Annotated in this window: 17 protein-coding genes; 9 read left to right on the top strand and 8 right to left on the bottom strand. The window is 56.8% G+C overall.

From position 1 onward, the window contains the following. Window positions 1–69 precede the first annotated feature (69 nt). The 4 genes from METFOR_RS10420 to METFOR_RS10405 all read right to left on the bottom strand — a co-directional run bounded on the left by METFOR_RS10420 (window position 70) and on the right by METFOR_RS10405 (window position 2,493). Window positions 70–594, bottom strand: a complete 525-nt coding sequence (locus METFOR_RS10420) for a DJ-1/PfpI family protein (RefSeq protein ID WP_015286100.1) — start codon at window positions 592–594, stop codon at window positions 70–72. 71 nt (window positions 595–665) lie between these two features. After that, window positions 666–1,286: a chemotaxis protein CheC gene (locus METFOR_RS10415; protein ID WP_015286099.1), complete on the bottom strand. Its 621-nt coding sequence runs from the start codon at window positions 1,284–1,286 to the stop codon at window positions 666–668. A 173-nt stretch (window positions 1,287–1,459) separates the two neighbouring features. Beyond that, window positions 1,460–1,687, bottom strand: a complete 228-nt coding sequence (locus METFOR_RS10410) for a YwbE family protein (RefSeq protein ID WP_015286098.1) — start codon at window positions 1,685–1,687, stop codon at window positions 1,460–1,462. 65 nt (window positions 1,688–1,752) lie between these two features. Continuing rightward, window positions 1,753–2,493: a hypothetical protein gene (locus METFOR_RS10405; RefSeq protein ID WP_015286097.1), complete on the bottom strand. Its 741-nt coding sequence runs from the start codon at window positions 2,491–2,493 to the stop codon at window positions 1,753–1,755. A 201-nt stretch (window positions 2,494–2,694) separates the two neighbouring features. Here METFOR_RS10405 and pyrC point away from each other — a divergent pair, with 201 nt between their 5' ends. From pyrC to METFOR_RS10380, 5 genes are all read left to right on the top strand, one after another. After that, a complete protein-coding gene (pyrC, locus tag METFOR_RS10400; RefSeq protein ID WP_015286096.1) occupies window positions 2,695–3,960 on the top strand; it encodes a dihydroorotase in 1,266 nt (421 codons plus the stop codon). Between the two features lie 272 nt (window positions 3,961–4,232). Further along, window positions 4,233–4,547 carry a DUF167 domain-containing protein gene (locus tag METFOR_RS10395; RefSeq protein WP_015286095.1) on the top strand — a complete coding sequence of 105 codons (315 nt, stop codon included), beginning with the start codon at window positions 4,233–4,235 and terminating at the stop codon, window positions 4,545–4,547. A 192-nt stretch (window positions 4,548–4,739) separates the two neighbouring features. Next, the gene (dnaG, locus tag METFOR_RS10390; protein ID WP_048110939.1) at window positions 4,740–5,969 is read left to right on the top strand and encodes a DNA primase DnaG; all 1,230 of its coding nucleotides are present in this window, start codon (window positions 4,740–4,742) and stop codon (window positions 5,967–5,969) included. A gap of 112 nt (window positions 5,970–6,081) precedes the next feature. After that, a complete protein-coding gene (locus METFOR_RS10385) occupies window positions 6,082–6,363 on the top strand; it encodes a UPF0058 family protein (RefSeq protein WP_015286093.1) in 282 nt (93 codons plus the stop codon). 89 nt (window positions 6,364–6,452) lie between these two features. Then, on the top strand, window positions 6,453–7,388 hold the full coding sequence (locus tag METFOR_RS10380) for an alanine dehydrogenase (RefSeq protein ID WP_015286092.1): 936 nt from the start codon (window positions 6,453–6,455) through the stop codon (window positions 7,386–7,388). 495 nt (window positions 7,389–7,883) lie between these two features. Here the strand turns inward: METFOR_RS10380 and METFOR_RS10375 are convergent, their stop codons facing one another. Both METFOR_RS10375 and tes read right to left on the bottom strand, forming a co-directional pair. After that, window positions 7,884–8,261, bottom strand: coding sequence for a hypothetical protein (locus METFOR_RS10375; RefSeq protein WP_015286091.1), 378 nt, complete (start codon window positions 8,259–8,261; stop codon window positions 7,884–7,886). Between the two features lie 98 nt (window positions 8,262–8,359). After that, entirely contained in the window at window positions 8,360–9,823 is a 1,464-nt protein-coding gene (gene tes, locus METFOR_RS10370) for a tetraether lipid synthase Tes (protein ID WP_015286090.1), read from the bottom strand. Between the two features lie 155 nt (window positions 9,824–9,978). Between tes and METFOR_RS10365 the strand changes: the two genes are divergently transcribed. The 4 genes from METFOR_RS10365 to argF are packed head-to-tail and all read left to right on the top strand — an operon-like array spanning window position 9,979 to window position 13,226. Beyond that, window positions 9,979–10,479, top strand: coding sequence for a CDP-2,3-bis-(O-geranylgeranyl)-sn-glycerol synthase (locus tag METFOR_RS10365; RefSeq protein WP_015286089.1), 501 nt, complete (start codon window positions 9,979–9,981; stop codon window positions 10,477–10,479). Continuing rightward, on the top strand, window positions 10,473–10,988 hold the full coding sequence (gene pyrE / locus METFOR_RS10360) for an orotate phosphoribosyltransferase (RefSeq protein WP_015286088.1): 516 nt from the start codon (window positions 10,473–10,475) through the stop codon (window positions 10,986–10,988). The genes METFOR_RS10365 and pyrE overlap by 7 nt, the downstream gene beginning before the upstream one ends. A gap of 43 nt (window positions 10,989–11,031) precedes the next feature. Next, the gene (gene purD, locus METFOR_RS10355) at window positions 11,032–12,318 is read left to right on the top strand and encodes a phosphoribosylamine--glycine ligase (protein ID WP_015286087.1); all 1,287 of its coding nucleotides are present in this window, start codon (window positions 11,032–11,034) and stop codon (window positions 12,316–12,318) included. Continuing rightward, complete coding sequence (gene argF / locus METFOR_RS10350) at window positions 12,315–13,226, top strand: ornithine carbamoyltransferase (protein ID WP_015286086.1); 912 nt, start codon at window positions 12,315–12,317, stop codon at window positions 13,224–13,226. Before purD ends, argF begins: the two co-directional genes overlap by 4 nt. 179 nt (window positions 13,227–13,405) lie before the next feature. Here argF and METFOR_RS10345 read toward each other — a convergent pair whose 3' ends face one another. Both METFOR_RS10345 and METFOR_RS10340 read right to left on the bottom strand, forming a co-directional pair. Further along, window positions 13,406–13,654, bottom strand: a complete 249-nt coding sequence (locus tag METFOR_RS10345; protein WP_015286085.1) for a hypothetical protein — start codon at window positions 13,652–13,654, stop codon at window positions 13,406–13,408. Window positions 13,655–13,666: 12 nt separating this feature from the next. After that, complete coding sequence (locus tag METFOR_RS10340; RefSeq protein WP_015286084.1) at window positions 13,667–15,166, bottom strand: methanogenesis marker 14 protein; 1,500 nt, start codon at window positions 15,164–15,166, stop codon at window positions 13,667–13,669. Window positions 15,167–15,183: the final 17 nt, after the last annotated feature.

Here is a 15,183-nt window from a genome sequence, read left to right as displayed (position 1 = left end):
GATGTCGGTAGATTGGGCAGTTTATTGAGAAAAACAGCCCTCCAAAAAACAGGGGTGAGAATAGCGGATTTACCATTCCACCGCGGTCAGCGTCTTGATGAATGTCTCGGCAAAGGCTTTCGAAGCTGACGGGCCGTTCGCGGTAACGATCCTTGTATCGACAACCACCGGCTGATTGACGAGAACCGCGCCACCCGCTTTCATCTCCCGGAATGCCTGGGGATTTTCATTATATGTGGCCTTCCTCCCCTTCAGGATGCCAGCCCGTGCAAGGACGACCGGTGCAAGACAGATTGCCCCGACCACCTTCCCGGACTCCCGGAAGTACCGCACCAGTACCGGCAGGATCTCGTCGTCCCAGAGATGGGCCGGCGTGCCGTTCCCGCCGACAATGATCAGCCCGTCATAGGGTTTGGGTTCGACTTCCTCGAACGAGAGCGTTGCGGTTGCTTTTGCTCCGAGCATGCCCGTGCAGGTGCCGCGCCGCGTGGATGCGATATCGCAGGCGATTCCTGCTTTTGTCAGGGCGGCAACCGGTTCGGCAAGTTCCTCGTCGCGATATTTTTCCGGAGATATTGCAATGAGCACCTTCATGGTATCACGATCATGTTCTGATTGTCGCAGGATAAGGATATTGCGAAGAGCAGGGCGCACTGTGCCGTGCTTCACCGGCCCTCGGGGGCCCTGACCATCTCGTCAAGGCGGTCCTCGATTCTCTTTAACGTGTTGACTTCGAGGAAGATGAGGATGTTGCCGGCAATATTGTGCTCCACGGATTTTAGTTCGACCCGGAAGAGGATGACGTCATCGACATCGATCGTCATCTGGGCAATCAGCGAGGTTATTGCCGCGTGTGCCATGTCAACGATAAGCACGGGCGGGGAGGGGAGCATGTTGAATCCCAGGAGATCGGAGGTCGCGGAGAGGAACGAGGAGATCATGATGTTGCCGACCTCGACAATCGTGCTCTGGTCCATCTCATCGAAGGTATGAACGGCTCCTGCTGAACCCTGCATGATACCGGCGGTCCTGACGGCAGAATCGCGGGGAAAATGCAGGACCAGAAAACCTCCATGAGGGATGTCCCCCTGGAGCTCGAAGATGACCATCGTCGTCAGTTCGTCACTTAAAAACATCCCTGTCCGGGAAATATCCACGATATTGATCTCGGGCACGCTCATCCCGATCTGGGTTTCGAGCATCTGCGAGAGGGTTGTTGCGGAGTGCGCAGCCCCGATATTTGCCATCTCCTTTAATGCGTCCATCTGCCGGGCGGAAAACTCCATGGAAACCAGTCCTCTGCGAGGATACCGTATCAGTGCACGGCCTTTCCTGTGCCTGCCGGACCGCGTTATTGCCCGTGCTGATCCCGGTTATCCTTGCGGATAGTGAAATGGTGGGAATCCAATGACTTATACCTTTGTCCCATGGTTCGGCTCCCCGCCGGAATACTGCCAGGTTAGTCCTGCTGCGGGTTATCCGGGGATAGGATTGTTACGACTCTCCCGACGCGCCCGTCTGTGAGACGGACTTTAATGCCATGCGGGTGAAACGCGGAGTTCGTCAGGATCTCCTGTACTGCGCCCCGCGTCCTCTTCCCGGTGTGCTGGTCGCACTTCTGGATAATCTCGACAGGAAGGCCGGCTCGTATGGCCGATCTGGTAGGGGGGTTTTGAAGAGTGGTCATAATCAGGAAACTGTGGTGCAGCGCTTTGGAAAATATAGTGAAGGGAGCAAAAGGAAAACAGAATGTCAGGAATCCAGGGCGGGGGCATCATAGGCACCGATCCCCTGCTCCAGGTATCCGGCAACCGGCGTCCATCCTTTCTGTTCCCCGAACATCAGAAGGTAGGCCGAAGTGCGGTACTCGTTTGTCCGGGGCTCGAAGATCGTCCACGAATTCTTCCCGGTAAGGTCTGACCTGAACGTTACTGCAGCATTCGGATCGGTTTCGTACTTCGCGTACAGGGTTGTCAGGTAGGTGAAGCACTGTCCGCCTGCTGCCCCCGCTGCCCTGTCATGGCATGCAACCGGTTTTAGACCCTGGGCTGGGCGGAACAACGGAGTTCCGGCAACCGGGTCCCGGGTGTCAATCAGGCGTTTTGATGGGATGTCGGCTGAAAGGGTAATGGTATATGGATCTTTTGTTGTAGTCCCGGCCGGGGGGATGATCTCCGAGGCCGTCACTTTGACAAATGTCCCTTTTCCCGTCTCGTACAGTTCCGTTCTCCAGGTGTCCGGGATACCGGGGATTTGCTGTGCACTCATGCGTTCAATGACCGGGGAGTTGCCGGTGGGATCTGCCGGCACAGGGAGGAAGAGGGTCACGTTCGTGAGCGGGGAATTAGTTGAGAGGGTGCAGGTATACGAATACGTACTGGAAAGCGTTGACCGGTATGCCTGCCCGACATAGCCATTGTACGCCGTTACTGCAACAAACGATACCAGGAGGATAACAAAAAGGCCGAGCGTGAGTTTTATAATTCTGTCCATAGCCAGTCACATCCCCGGTGCACATGGGCAGCAGGGCACCTCATGGGAACTGTCCGCAGCGTGCAGCCGGATTATCATACGGATTATTGATCCATCCTGATTGAATACTTATTGCCTGATTTCCCTCTCGCCCCAAGGAGATCTGCAATCACGACTGGTGCCATCACTATGCCTTTATGTCCGGAAAATGAAGTCTCTTGTATGGCTGCTCCTGCGCTTGTGCTGCGCAATGTCCTGCTTCCCGGGGGCCGGACCGCTGATATCACGATGCAGGAGGGAAAGGTCCTGCATGCCGGGGCAGGAGCCGGCGGGAAGGCCGACAGGACGATCGACTGCACCGGCCTGTATGTCCTTCCGGCAGCCGTTGATATGCATGTCCACATGCGGGGTGGTCCCCAGTCGGCCAAGGAGGACTGGGCAACCGGGAGCAGGAGCGCCCTCGCGGGGGGTGTGACGGTTGTCCTCGACCAGCCCAACACAATCCCGCCTATCATCAGGCCCGACGCACTCAGGGCCCGCGTCCTTGAAGCAAAAACACACTCCCTCTGCAGTTTTGCCATCAACAGCGGGGTTACGCAGGACACGCCGATCCGTTCGATGTGGGATGCCGGGGCGATGGCGTTTGGCGAGACATTCTTTGCCCCGTCAAGCAATGGAGAGGCGATAACACCGGGCGATCTTGAGTCTGCGCTCCGGGAGATATCTGCCTGCGGCGCGCTCGCGACTATCCATGCCGAGGAGGTCGGGCCGGGCGATGACAATGATCTGGCCTCCCATAACCGGATCCGGTCGGTGGAAGGTGAACTCAGGGCAGTCCGCGAGGTGGGCCGGTGCAATACGGCCGGATGCCGGCTTCACTTCTGCCATATGAGCACGCGTAACTCGGTGATTGCGGCCTCCGCTCTCGGGAGTGTTGAGGTGACCCCCCATCATCTTTTCCTCTCACGCGAGCGCTTTGCTGACACCGATGCGCTGGGAAAGGTGAACCCCCCCCTGCGGTCAGGAAAGGAGCAGAATGACCTGTGGGAAGCGTGGGATAAAATCACGGTCATTGCCTCTGACCATGCACCCCATACGCCCGCGGAAAAACGGGCGGCTTTTCCGGATGCCCCCGCCGGCATCCCGGGTGTTGAGACGATGGTTCCCCTTCTAATGGCCGCTGTCCTTGAGAAGAGAGTTACGCTCCCCGATGTGATCCGGAAGACCTCACAGGCACCGGCTGAGATCCTCGGTATCCCGTGCGCGGGATTGGATCCGGGCGACCGGGCGGATGTTGCACTCTACCCGAAGAAGGCGGTCGCGATCGATCCCGATTCCCTTCACAGCCGGTGCGGATTCTCACCCTTTTCCGGCCTGCCTGCGGTCTTCCCGCGCATGGTGATCCTTGGAGGGGAAGTAGTCTGTGAAGAGGGTGAGTTCACCTGCGGTTCTCCGCAATGGTTTGCCGGGAAAGGGTATTGCCCGTAGCGCCATCTCCTTTCCTTTCCACTCCGCCCGGTCTTCATCCCAAACCCTCATTATCCCGCAATGCCGATGTACTGGTGCCGATACCTGCGCATCCATAGGTCCCCGGGTGATCGATTGACAAGCGTCTGGAAGTGATCCATGGGACAACCCGGATGCGCGACAGGCAAACAGCCCGGCATGGGTTTAAACACCGGTGAAGGACGGCAGCAGCCACTGGTGATCCGCGTGCGTTAATGCCGGGCAACATTTCTTCTCAAGACAGGTGTACGGATATGCCGGGGATTACCGATGCCCTCTCTTTAGAAAAGAACGGGATTGTCATTGCCATTGAGGTGACAGCAGGGGGGAAGAAAGATGCGTTTCCTGCCGGTTATAACGAATGGCGGAAGATGATCGGGTGCCGCGTCTCTGCCCCGGCGCTGGAAGGCAGGGCAAACAAGGCCGTGATCGAACTTGTTGCCCGGACTTTTGAACGGCCGGTTGCCGCGGTCAGTCTTTTGTCAGGAGCCACATCGCCCCAGAAACGGATCCGGGTTGAAGGGATATCGGTAAACGAGGCGCTCGCGCTGCTGGAAAAGAGTGGATAACCGGATATATGACATAATAGCTGGTAAATTCCTGGTGTCTTTTCAACCGCACTATACCGGTGCCTGGTGAAAAACGGCCTGATTTCAGGTTTTGTGTACAACCTTAACTTTAAGTAATTAAGCGTGATATATATAATTTATACCTATGATCACGCGTTACATGCAGTGCATGATACATGGGGGTGCGTTTACTTGTATTCACCGGATACTACCAAGTACCTTATTCACATCAGCCTCACCGCAGAGGGGGTGGTCGAGAAACCTGACGTAGTCGGTGCCATATTCGGCCAGACTGAAGGGTTGCTCGGCGAAGACCTTGACCTGCGGGATCTCCAGAGGACAGGGCGTGTCGGACGCATCGACGTCCAGATAGCAAGCAAAAAAGGCGAGACCTCGGGAGAGATCCTGATATCTTCTTCACTCGACCGTGCAGAGACGGCCATCCTTGCCGCTTCCCTTGAGACCATCGACCGCGTAGGCCCGTGCGTTGCCCGCGTGAAGGTGGACACTATAGAGGACATCCGCGTCAGCAAGCGGAAGAAGATCGTTGAACGGGCAAAGGAGATCCTGATCGAACGTTTCGATGACGGGACCATTGATTCCGATGAACTGCTGGACGATGTCCGGCAGACGCTCCGCGTGGAGAAGATCGGGTCCATTGGCGAAGAACGTGTGCCTGCCGGCCCGAACGTCCTGGAATCGGACGCCATCATCATCGTTGAGGGGCGGGCGGATGTCTTGAACCTCCTGCGTTATGGCATCAAGAACGCGGTTGCTGTCGAGGGGACGAACATCCCCGGGAGTGTCGTAGACCTCTGCGCGAAGAAGACCACGACTGCTTTTTTCGATGGCGACCGTGGCGGGGAACTGATCCTGCGGGAACTCATGCAGGTGGCTGACATTGATTTCGTTGCATTCTCCCCCAAGGGAAAGAGCGTCGAAGATATGACCAGAAAAGAGGTCATCAAGACTCTCAGGAACAAGGTGCCGGTCGAGTATGTGCGGGACCAGTACTTTGAGAGTTCCGCAGAACTCCCCCCGGAGTTGCGGATTGGCCGCCCGGTCCCAGACACGGATGAGGGGGCCGAGAAAAAACGGGGGTCGGCAGCGACAAAACGCCCTCGTGATGCTTCCAGTGGCTCCTTAAGCCTCCGGGAGCACATCGAAGATGTGAAAGGGCAGAACACGGCGCGGTTCTTAAGTGATGACCTCTCGGTTGTCCGCGAGACAAGGTCGGACGAGGTGGAGAAGGTGATCGAGACTCTCGATGCTTCGGCAACCGGCCTTGTCCTCGACCGTCCTGTGGACCAGAAACTCCTTGACCGGCTGGTCTGGAAGGGCCTCTCCTGGGTGGCTGCGCGGGACTTCCGGGGGATCATCAAGCGTCCGATCTCCATCCGGCTCCTGAAGATGGGAGCGTGATTTAGAGCAGGTATTTGCGGTAATTTTCCTTTGAATGGGAAATTGGTGCATACCAGCTTCATACAAATTTATTTATCCTGCATAGATCCATTGTTGTGTCTGGAGTGGTAGCATGCACAAAGAGGAACTGATCCATCTCCACCAGATGCTCTCAGAGGTCAAGCAATATTTTGAGGAGATCAATCCCGATCTCAAATTCACCCAGTACAATGCCCTCAAGATAACGCCCTCCCAGCAGCACAAGAGCAAGATGGAGCACAAGTATGCAATCTTCGTGCTCGGTACCGAGATTGCTAACGCCATGAAGGACGTGGACTACAATTCGTCCAGCCGCATTTCAGCCCGGATGAAGGAACTTGCCGACAAGGCATTGAAAGAGATCGATTACCAGTAAACTGTTTTTTCTACTGTGCTGATCCCGGTCCGCACAAGCCTGCTTTCCGCATCCCAACCTTAACGTATTTACGGAGTTCATCTCCGTTCATGGAGTACCTCACCGATACCGATCAGGATCTGGATATCGGGCTCGTCAACCGGGCTGTTGAAGCGGCGTTTGCGGACCATGGAAGAGGGGAGGTTCAGATGCCCCCCAAGGTCTACGTGACCCTTCCCACAGGCGATTTCCGAACCATGCCGGCCTATCTTCCCTCGCTTTCGATTGCCGGCGTGAAGATTGTGAACGTACACCCGGGAAATCCGGAAAATGGCCTCCCGACCGTGATGGCTTTAACAATCATCCTCGACATTGATACCGGTCGTCCGGTTGCCATCCTCAATGCAACGCGTCTTACCGATATGCGCACCGGTTCGGCCGGTGCCGTGGCCGCAAAATACCTGTTCCCGAAACCCGAGGTTGTCCTCGGGGTTGTGGGGACCGGGAGGCAGGCGGAAGCGCAGGTCCTGGCAACCGCGCGGGAACTGAAGATCCGGCAGCTAAAGGTCTGGAGCCGCGATCCCACCCATGCAGAACGGTTCGCGGAACGGTTCAGGGAATTTGACTGCACAGTCAAGAGCCTCGAACGGGTGTGTGACTGCGATGTGCTTGTTACCACAACACCTTCGAGGACTCCGCTCATCAGAAACGAATGGGTCCATGAGGGTATGCACATCAACGCGATCGGTGCCGATGCTCCCGGCAAACAGGAGTTGGATCCAGCCATCTTAGTGAGGGCGCAGGTCTTCGTGGACGACCCTGCCCAGGCAGTCCATTCCGGGGAGATCAACGTGCCGATCAGGAACGGGCTCTTTTTCATGCAGGATATTTCCGGCACAATCGGTGAGGTCGTAATCGGAAGGAAGAAACGCAGGGACAGAAACGCAGTCACGGTCTTCGATTCCACGGGGCTTGCCATCCAGGATCTTGCCATTGCAAAGATTGCCCTGCAGCACGGGAAACGGATCGACCTCTCCTTCCCGTGAATGGTACGCACCCCGGGGGATACGGGCTGGTTTCATGCACGGGATCTGTCGTATACCCCCTGCCCCATGATGGGGAGGTGTCCGGGATACCCCTCCCCACATTTGGCCGGAACAGACCCCCCCATATCATTTTTGGGTAGATACGTGCAACCGTTGCCCGACGGAGACTCCATAGAAAACCGTGAAGGATCCTGTGTGCAGCAGTGTGTACATCCTGGAAGTGGACAGGGGGGTATCCGGCATACCCCCTCCCCCCTCCGCGTTTCACATCGATCATACCCCCCTGCATGCATCCGGGGGGGTATACCTGACACCTCCCTATGACAACGGATGTATGGTGACAGTATGGAAGCTCTGCCATTCAGCAGGAGAACATTCTTCGTCGTGATTGTCAGAGTATGACAAAACGGGCAGGGGCCCGGATGGGGAGGGGGAGTATGCAGCAGACCCCGCACCGCCCGGGTTTCCGGGCGGGGGCCCGCCTCGCAAGAAAAGTTACTGCCAGTTCCGGCCTGATGAAACGACAAGCATCAGGACACCGAATGCGCAGAGGCTGACAAGAACACCTTCCACCTCAGAATAAGTCCTGCTGACGACTACTCCCAAAAACCAGGAAAGGGCAAGGCCGGCGGTAATCAGTGTCAGGCTTAAGAACAGTTCACTCAGTGCAGATGACCTGACAACGCGCAGGGTGAACGGGGCGGTCCACCCCCGGAAGCGGGCATCGAAATAGAGCAGGATGAAGAGGACCACGAGTGCGATGATAACCGCCCAGTGGCCGCCGATGCCCTGGAGCAGCGAGCCGGCAAGAAGGGCAATGAGGATTGAGAGGAGGATAAGAATGCAGTCCGGAATGTGTTCTTTGAATCCCATAAAAACCTGTGATGGGGATATCCAGATAAACGTATGGATGAAAAATGGCAGTCCTTTGTGGTCTGCTGATCACGAAACTGCCGGAGAAAAGAGAATTACTACTCAGGCTGTTTCGCGTACTTCTTCCAGACCTGCTCGCGATAAACCGGCCCGCTGTTGTACGTACAGAACGGGATCAGTTTTCCGTCAGGTGTGGCATAGTGGATACAGCACCGCTGGACCCGTTCGATATCGTAGTTGTAATTGTCCATGAAATGCATAGTCCCGATGAAGAGGGCATTCCAGTGGAACTCGCGGAGTGCATCGAAGTTCTGCCCGATTAAGGACTTGCTGATCAGCTTCCAGAATTCCGTGGTATTGGAATGCTCGCTCTTCTTTACGGAATTGTGCATGTTCTTCACGCCTTCAAGGAGCGCCTTGTACTTGTTGATCGCGCCGCCTTTTTTCAGCGTCTCTGCCATGTGCTGGACAGACTCAAAGAATGCGTCCACGTCCACCATGCGGTTGACCGGGACGATCCCCTCCGGCCGGACAAAGATATACGTCGCTGCCCCGCAGTGCTGGTGGGCGGTGAACCGGACCTGCGGGCGGCCGGTATACGCCTCGACCAGGTCCGAGAATGGCAGGACGCACGGGACCGGGTAGAAGTCGTCCTTCTTTAAGATCCCGCCCATCTGCTGCTCGATCTCTTTGAGGAGGTCGGGAATGGTGATCCGCGATTTCTGGAGGTCCTCGTCGCTTGCCGCACCCGTGAAGGCAACGGGCTGGAAATTGACCCCGCGGACCACGGCGATGTTGTCGATGGCAAACCGGATGATGTCGCCGACCTCCTTGTCATTCCGCCCGCGGATCACGGTCGGCACAAGGACCGTCCCGAGCCCGACTTTTTTCAGGTTCGCGAGCGCCTTCTCGTGGATGGCAAGGAACGGGTTTGTCTCCTTGCTGACACCGTCGAAATGGAGGTAGACCGTGTTCAGCCCGGCGTCCTTGAGCTGCTGGGCAAGGGTCGGGTCTTTTGCCAGCTTGACACCGTTTGTCGCAATCTGGACCTGCGGGAAGCCCATGGACTTGGCTTTTTTGATGATCTCGATGAGGTCGTCCCGCATCGTGGGCTCGCCGCCGGAGAACTGGACTGCCGGTGCCGGCACCGGTTTCTCGTCGCGGAGTACTTGGAGCATCTTCACGACATCATCGAAGCCAGGCTCGTACACGAACCCGCATGCCCGGGCATTGGCAAAGCAGAAGTCGCAGTCCAGGTTGCAGCGGTTGGTGAGGTCGATATTCGCCAGCAGTGTCTGGGAGTGGTGGTTGTTGCAGAGTCCGCATGCCGTCGGGCAGCTTTCTGCTGGTGCAGTGTTCTGGGGATTTGCTATCCCGTTTCCAACAGCATCATACTCCTGGAACCGGTGATACATTTGTGCATCGGACCAGTAGAGGTGCCGGGAACTCCCGTGGGAAGGGCAGGTCCTTTTCAGCCAGACCTTCCCCTCCTCCTCAACGATCTCCGCGTCCACAACAGTTCTGCATGTGGGACAGAGACCCCGTGTCTTCTTTATCAGCATTATTTTCCACCTGAGGATGCTATCGAAAGGTTCCGAAAAGGAATTCCGGTTTTAGTAACCTTAATCTTTCTATCTGCTCTTTATTACAGGTATTGGAGTGCTACATTATTAGCGTTGATTCCTTCATAATACCATTGCTGTCAGCCCTGTGGATCATGCTGCCGGCATACCTCCCGAATCCCGTTGCTGCGCTGTGCGGGGGAGGTGCGCCCATCGATGCCGGCAGGCAGTACCGTGACGGCAGGCGGTTTTTTGGCGATGGGAAGACCTGGAGGGGGCTGTTTGCCGGTATCATGGCCGGGGTCGCGGTGGGAGTCCTCCAGATCTGGGCTTCTGGGGCCTATGATATCAGCATGCTTCCACAGCAGACATTCCTATCAGTGGCACTTCTTTCGGTCGGTGCCCTGCTCGGCGACCTTGCCAAGAGTTTCTTCAAGCGCCGGCTCGGGAAGGAGCGGGGAGCGAAGTGGCCAATTGCCGACCAGTATGACCTTGTTGCAGGTGCATTCCTGCTCCTCCTGGTGTTCAGCCCGGCGTGGCTCTTTTCCGAGGTCACGCTCCTCTCGTTCATCTGCATCCTCATCCTTACGCCGCTGCTTCACCGTGCCACCAATATCATCGGCTATGTTCTGAAAGTCAAGGAGGTTCCATGGTAAACAACGCCCTTGCAGAGATGCTCATCCGGTTCAAGGCGATCGAGTTCGGTGACTTTACCCTCGCGTCCGGTGCAAAGAGCACGTATTATGTTGATGTAAAGACCGCAGTCACCCGGCCAGAACTCCTCTCTGCGGTTGCCGAATCCGTCGCATCTGCATACGATTTCGATGTTGTTGCCGGGGTGGCGGTCGGCGGTGTCCCGCTCTGTGTTGCAACGTCCATTGCCAAAAAGAAACCCTACGCAATCATCCGTGCAGCGGAGAAGGACCACGGGAAGAAGAGCCTTGTCATTGGCGACGTGAAGGATAAGAACGTCCTCCTTGTCGAGGATGTGACCACCTCCGGTGGATCTGCCCTGCACGGGATCAACGTCCTGCGTGCCGCCGGGGCGAGAGCAGACCGCGTGGTGACGGTGGTTGACCGTGAACAGGGTGCCGGGGCCCTGCTTGCCGCGCATGGCGTAACAATCCTCCCTCTTGTCCGGATCTCCGAACTCCTGAACAGATGAAAGAGAAGACATTTTTATTCCGGGCGTAAACTAGGAAGGTACTATGAAGATCCTTGTTGTAGGCGGGGGTGGAAGGGAGCATGCGATAGCTGCTGCCCTTGCCCGCAACACGACCACCGAAGTCTTCTCGGTCATGGCAAAACGCAATCCCGGCATTGAAGCCATTGCAAAGGACATCCTCCCTGCAAAGGAGACCGATGTCGGGCGGATCGTCTCCTATGCACGGGAGAAGGGGCTGGAGTATGCCTTCATCGGCCCCGAGGCACCCCTGGAAGCCGGGATTGTGGACGCTCTCGAAGAGGTGGGGATTCCCTGCGTGGGGCCGGTGAAGTCCGCTGCCCGGATCGAGACGGACAAGGCCTTCTGCCGTGAGATGATGGAACGCAATGCCATCGACGGGTGCCCGAAATACCGGGTTTTCCATAATACGGATGAAGCCGTGGAATTCATCCAGTCCTTCGAAGGCGATCTCGTTGTCAAACCCATCGGGCTGACCGGTGGCAAGGGCGTCCGGATCATGGGAGAACAGGTTGACCGGGACGGCGCCATCGGGTACGTGAAGTCCCTGAATGGCGAGGCCGTGCTGGAGGAACGCCTCCTTGGCGAGGAATTTACCCTCCAGGCATTTGTCGACGGCACCCACCTCGTCCCGATGCCGCTCGTGCAGGATCACAAGCGGGCATTCGAGGGAGACATCGGCCTGAATACCGGGGGCATGGGTTCGTACTCGATGCCGGGCCACATGCTGCCTTTCGTCACGGACACGGACTACCGGAAGGCCATCGGGATCATGAAATCCGCTGTTGCCGCCATGGCACGCACGGGCCGGCCCTACAAGGGGATCCTGTACGGCCAGTTCATGAACACCCGTGACGGCCCCAAGGTGATCGAGTTCAATGCCCGGTTTGGCGATCCCGAGGCGATGAACGTCCTCTCCCTCCTGACATCGGACCTCACGGAGATCGTGCACCACATTGCCGATGGCACCCTTCTCCCCTCGCACGTAACATTCGACCGGCAGGCAACAGTCTGCAAGTACCTTGTCCCGGAAGGATATCCCGAGGCTCCCCAAGCCGGGGATGCCATCACGCTTGAATCCCATGACAATGCCCTCCTCTATTATGCCAATGTCGAGAAGCGGGATGGCGAGCTCGTCACCCTGACCTCCCGTACCCTTGCCTTTGTCGGCATCGGCGAGACCCTGGAACAGGCAGAACAGGCCGCTGAGCAGGCTGCATCAGGTGTCAAAGGTAAAGTCCGGCACCGCAGGGACATCGGGACAAAGGAACTGCTGGAGAAACGCATTGCCCACATGAGGGAACTTCGATGAACAAGGACTTCATATCCATCCTCGATATCAGCGAGCCCGAGCTTGAGCAGCTGCTCTCTGAAGCACACCAGCTCAAGCGCCAGAAGAAGGCCGGCACCACCCACCCCCTTCTTGCGGGAAAGACCCTCGCGATGATCTTCGAGAAGTCCTCGACCCGGACCCATATTTCGTTCGAGGTCGGGATGAACGAACTGGGCGGCCATGCCCTGTTTTTAAATGCCCGCGACATGCAGATCTGGCGGGGCGAGGAGATCCGCGATACTGCACGGGCGGCTTCCCGCTATGTTTCCGCCCTGATGATCCGGGCCTACAAACACAGCACCATCGAAGAGTTCGCACGGTTTGCGACGATCCCGGTCATCAACGGCCTCTCGGATATGGAACACCCATGCCAGCTCCTTGCCGATATCATGACCATGCAGGAGCACTTCGGCTCTACCCGCGACCTGCGGGTCACCTGGGTGGGCGACGGGAACAATGTCTGCCACTCCCTGATCCTCTCAACGGTCCTTACGGGCCTCGAGGTAACGGTATCGACTCCGGTCGGGTACGAACCTGTTCCGGAATACGTGAAAAAAGCACAGGAACTCGGCGGAAAGGTGACACTCATTCGCGAGCCGGAGAAGGCCGTGAAGGATGCAGAGGTCATTGTCACGGATACCTGGGTCTCGATGGGTGACGAGGATGAGCGCGATGAGCGCCTGAAGCTCTTTGGCGATTACACGGTCGACGCCGACCTGATGAAACTGGCATCTCCCGATGCCCGCGTCCTCCACTGCCTTCCCGCCCACCGGGGGGAGGAGATCACGGACGAAGTGATGGAAGGTGGCCAGAGCCTGGTATGGGATGAGGCGGAAAACCGCCTCCATGCGCAGAAAGCGCTGCTGGTTCGGCTGCTGAAAAAATAACCTGCCCTTTCACCATACGCGATACCGATAATGCCTGATATCCATTAATGATACAAGTGCCTGCACTTAAATGCTGCTGCTTCTTTAAGACTGAAAAAGTAAGGCCGAAAAAACAATCGAAATACAAGGTATAAGCGTGTTCTGTTTAACTGGATAAATGAATTTTCAGAAATAGAAAATTATTTTTCAATATATGCCATGAGCTGGTCTTTCATATATTTTTCAACTTCCTGGACAACATCGAGCTTTCCCCGAAACGCCAGAAGATTGCGTTCATCCCCCTCCATGTTTGCAAAGGACAGTCTCTCTTTGCGTTCCACGACCTTTACATCAAACTTTCTCGAAATTTCGATGATAAGTTTTTGCGGTACGCCGGGAGGTACGAGGACATCATACAGTTGTTCGGTGGTATCGTTCTCGGCAGTCATAATGCACCAGTGTTACTTTCCTATTTTGATTCGGCGGCTCATAATACATGGGCCTCCACGGACCCCACCTATTGGGTTTTTGGGCTTTCCGAGTGAGTTCATGCACCTGCCCATGAGGGCCGCGCCCCGGGCAAGACCGTCATCGACAAAGACAACGTGGTCATTCGGTTTATAAAAAAGGTTCCGCTCCGTGATCCCTTCAAGGATATATTCCGGTTTCCTGCCGGAGATGGCAGCCCGGCCGGTAAACCCGATCGAGGAGTTCTTCAAAACCAGCCCCTGCTCAACGGCAACATCGATCAGGCGCAGGGCCATCCGGGTGCAGACCCGGTCCACCACCTCGTTTAAGGTTGCAAGCGAGTGATTCTTGTGGATCTCGGCCCCGATCTCAACCAGTTTTGGGAGGTCGCTGGAATTCTCCCCGCAGTCACAGCCAATCATGGCAACTCCCGATTCATAGGCAACCCGTGCATTGACCGGCACACGCCCGAAACGGTTCCGTTCTGGTGGCACGATGCGGATATCGATGTGCTCGTGGCAGCGGTCCACCAGTTCGTCCACGATCCTGCGGTTGCTCCGGGAGAACAGGCCCCCGGTGATGCTGTGCTCGCCGAAGACGTCAAGCGCCGTGCCCGTGCGCTGGTGGACAAGGCCGGTACCCCGGACGATAGCATCCGGGATCGCCCCGGCAAGGCCGCAGAAGTTCCCCACTGTCTTGGCAAAGGGATTCTCCGCATCAGGGGCGACATCGCTTGTGATCCTCCCGTCCAGGGTTGTCCCAAAGTCTATCGTTACGCAGGGATTGCGGAAGTCGACCGGGGTCCATTTCGCACCTTCCTTGATCCCCGCCATTGCAAGCTCCCCTTCCATCTCGTTTGCCACCATCTCGACACCGGTCGAGCCAACCGGGGGGATAACACCGGCCACTGCCCCGACAAAGACCACCTTGTCGGCAAAACTGTACGGCTGGAGTTTTGGTGCCTGGTTCTCTTTTGACATCGGGGGTGTCATCTTTCGGGGCGGGACGCCGGCAACAAGGCAGCCGTTTGCAAGGGAGATGACAAAGTCCCCGACCTGGTCCGGGGAATCCATCTCAGCAACGACCCCTGTGCTCCTGACAACAAAATCCAGTTCGTTTTTGATATCCAGGTGTGCGTCCCTGTGGCACTTGAGGAGCGTGTCCCGTACGAGTTCCGTCACCGCTTCGCGGGTCAGCTCGGTGCCGTCAAGCGTTGCGCCAAAGATCGCCTCACCGGGTTTCGGGGGACGGATATCCCGGCTCATGCTGACAGTCTTGTTGATCACGTACGACATGCCGGTATCGAGGCTCACGCCGGTGAGGATACATTTTGTCGTGGTATTGCCCATCTCCACGGAGCCGACGATGAAGTAGGGTTTGTTCTTGTATTCAGGGACGTTCATCCCGGCGCCATGGGTGATTGACGGCGGAGGCGGGTTCTCGACAATGTGGGGTTTGGGTCTTGTGAAACGGGAGAAAAAACCGGCGCTCATATACTCCGATTCTTGTC

Source organism: Methanoregula formicica SMSP (assembly GCF_000327485.1).
GTDB lineage: Archaea > Halobacteriota > Methanomicrobia > Methanomicrobiales > Methanospirillaceae > Methanoregula > Methanoregula formicica.
Note: the sequence above shows the minus strand (reverse complement) of the source record. Positions and strands in the feature narration are given on the sequence as shown.

Excerpts from the sequence above, each read along its gene's own strand:
- METFOR_RS10340 (WP_015286084.1), bottom strand. The coding sequence starts at position 15,166 with ATGAGCGCCGGTTTTTTCTCCCGTTTCACAAGACCCAAACCCCACATT.
- pyrE (WP_015286088.1), top strand. The coding sequence starts at position 10,473 with ATGGTAAACAACGCCCTTGCAGAGATGCTCATCCGGTTCAAGGCGATC.
- METFOR_RS10420 (WP_015286100.1), bottom strand. The coding sequence starts at position 594 with ATGAAGGTGCTCATTGCAATATCTCCGGAAAAATATCGCGACGAGGAA.
- METFOR_RS10385 (WP_015286093.1), top strand. The coding sequence starts at position 6,082 with ATGCACAAAGAGGAACTGATCCATCTCCACCAGATGCTCTCAGAGGTC.
- METFOR_RS10395 (WP_015286095.1), top strand. The coding sequence starts at position 4,233 with ATGCCGGGGATTACCGATGCCCTCTCTTTAGAAAAGAACGGGATTGTC.
- METFOR_RS10365 (WP_015286089.1), top strand. The coding sequence starts at position 9,979 with ATGCTGCCGGCATACCTCCCGAATCCCGTTGCTGCGCTGTGCGGGGGA.
- METFOR_RS10375 (WP_015286091.1), bottom strand. The coding sequence starts at position 8,261 with ATGGGATTCAAAGAACACATTCCGGACTGCATTCTTATCCTCCTCTCA.
- METFOR_RS10345 (WP_015286085.1), bottom strand. The coding sequence starts at position 13,654 with ATGACTGCCGAGAACGATACCACCGAACAACTGTATGATGTCCTCGTA.
- METFOR_RS10410 (WP_015286098.1), bottom strand. The coding sequence starts at position 1,687 with ATGACCACTCTTCAAAACCCCCCTACCAGATCGGCCATACGAGCCGGC.
- argF (WP_015286086.1), top strand. The coding sequence starts at position 12,315 with ATGAACAAGGACTTCATATCCATCCTCGATATCAGCGAGCCCGAGCTT.
- tes (WP_015286090.1), bottom strand. The coding sequence starts at position 9,823 with ATGCTGATAAAGAAGACACGGGGTCTCTGTCCCACATGCAGAACTGTT.
- purD (WP_015286087.1), top strand. The coding sequence starts at position 11,032 with ATGAAGATCCTTGTTGTAGGCGGGGGTGGAAGGGAGCATGCGATAGCT.
- METFOR_RS10415 (WP_015286099.1), bottom strand. The coding sequence starts at position 1,286 with ATGGAGTTTTCCGCCCGGCAGATGGACGCATTAAAGGAGATGGCAAAT.
- pyrC (WP_015286096.1), top strand. The coding sequence starts at position 2,695 with ATGGCTGCTCCTGCGCTTGTGCTGCGCAATGTCCTGCTTCCCGGGGGC.
- METFOR_RS10380 (WP_015286092.1), top strand. The coding sequence starts at position 6,453 with ATGGAGTACCTCACCGATACCGATCAGGATCTGGATATCGGGCTCGTC.
- METFOR_RS10405 (WP_015286097.1), bottom strand. The coding sequence starts at position 2,493 with ATGGACAGAATTATAAAACTCACGCTCGGCCTTTTTGTTATCCTCCTG.